Annotated in this window: 1 protein-coding gene; it reads left to right on the top strand. The window is 77.3% G+C overall.

Going from position 1 to position 405, the window contains the following annotated elements; translation table 11 throughout:
• Positions 1–405: beta-ketoacyl synthase N-terminal-like domain-containing protein (locus PUR61_RS06775; protein ID WP_329876675.1), on the top strand; the 405-nt coding region annotated here is incomplete at both ends.

Below are 405 nucleotides of genomic sequence, written 5' to 3'. Positions count from 1 at the left end.
GCCACGGCGGCTTCCTGCACGACGCGGGCGACGTCGTCGCCGAGTGCTTCGGCATCTCGCCGCGCGAGGCGCTCGCCATGGACCCGCAGCAGCGGCTGCGGCTGGAGACCTCCTGGGAGGCGCTCGAACGGGCCGGCATCGACCCGGTGGCGCTGCGCGGCAGCAGCACCGGGGGGTTCACCGGCGTCAACTCCCAGGACTACGCCTCAGCGGAGGCCCAGACCGCGGAGAACGAGGGCCCCCTGCTGACCTGCAGCGCGGCCAGTGTGGTCTCCGGCCGCGTGGCCAACACGCTCGGCCACGAAGGGCCGGCGATCACCGTCGAGCCCGCGTGCACGGCCGCCCTGGGCGCGCTGCTCCTGGCGGCGCGGGGGGTGCGGGCGGGGGGGTGCGGGGGCGGGGGGG

This window comes from Streptomyces sp. BE20 (assembly GCF_036322525.1).
GTDB lineage: Bacteria > Actinomycetota > Actinomycetes > Streptomycetales > Streptomycetaceae > Kitasatospora.
The sequence above is the reverse complement of the archived record's forward strand: the minus strand, read 5'-3'. Positions and strand labels throughout refer to the sequence as shown.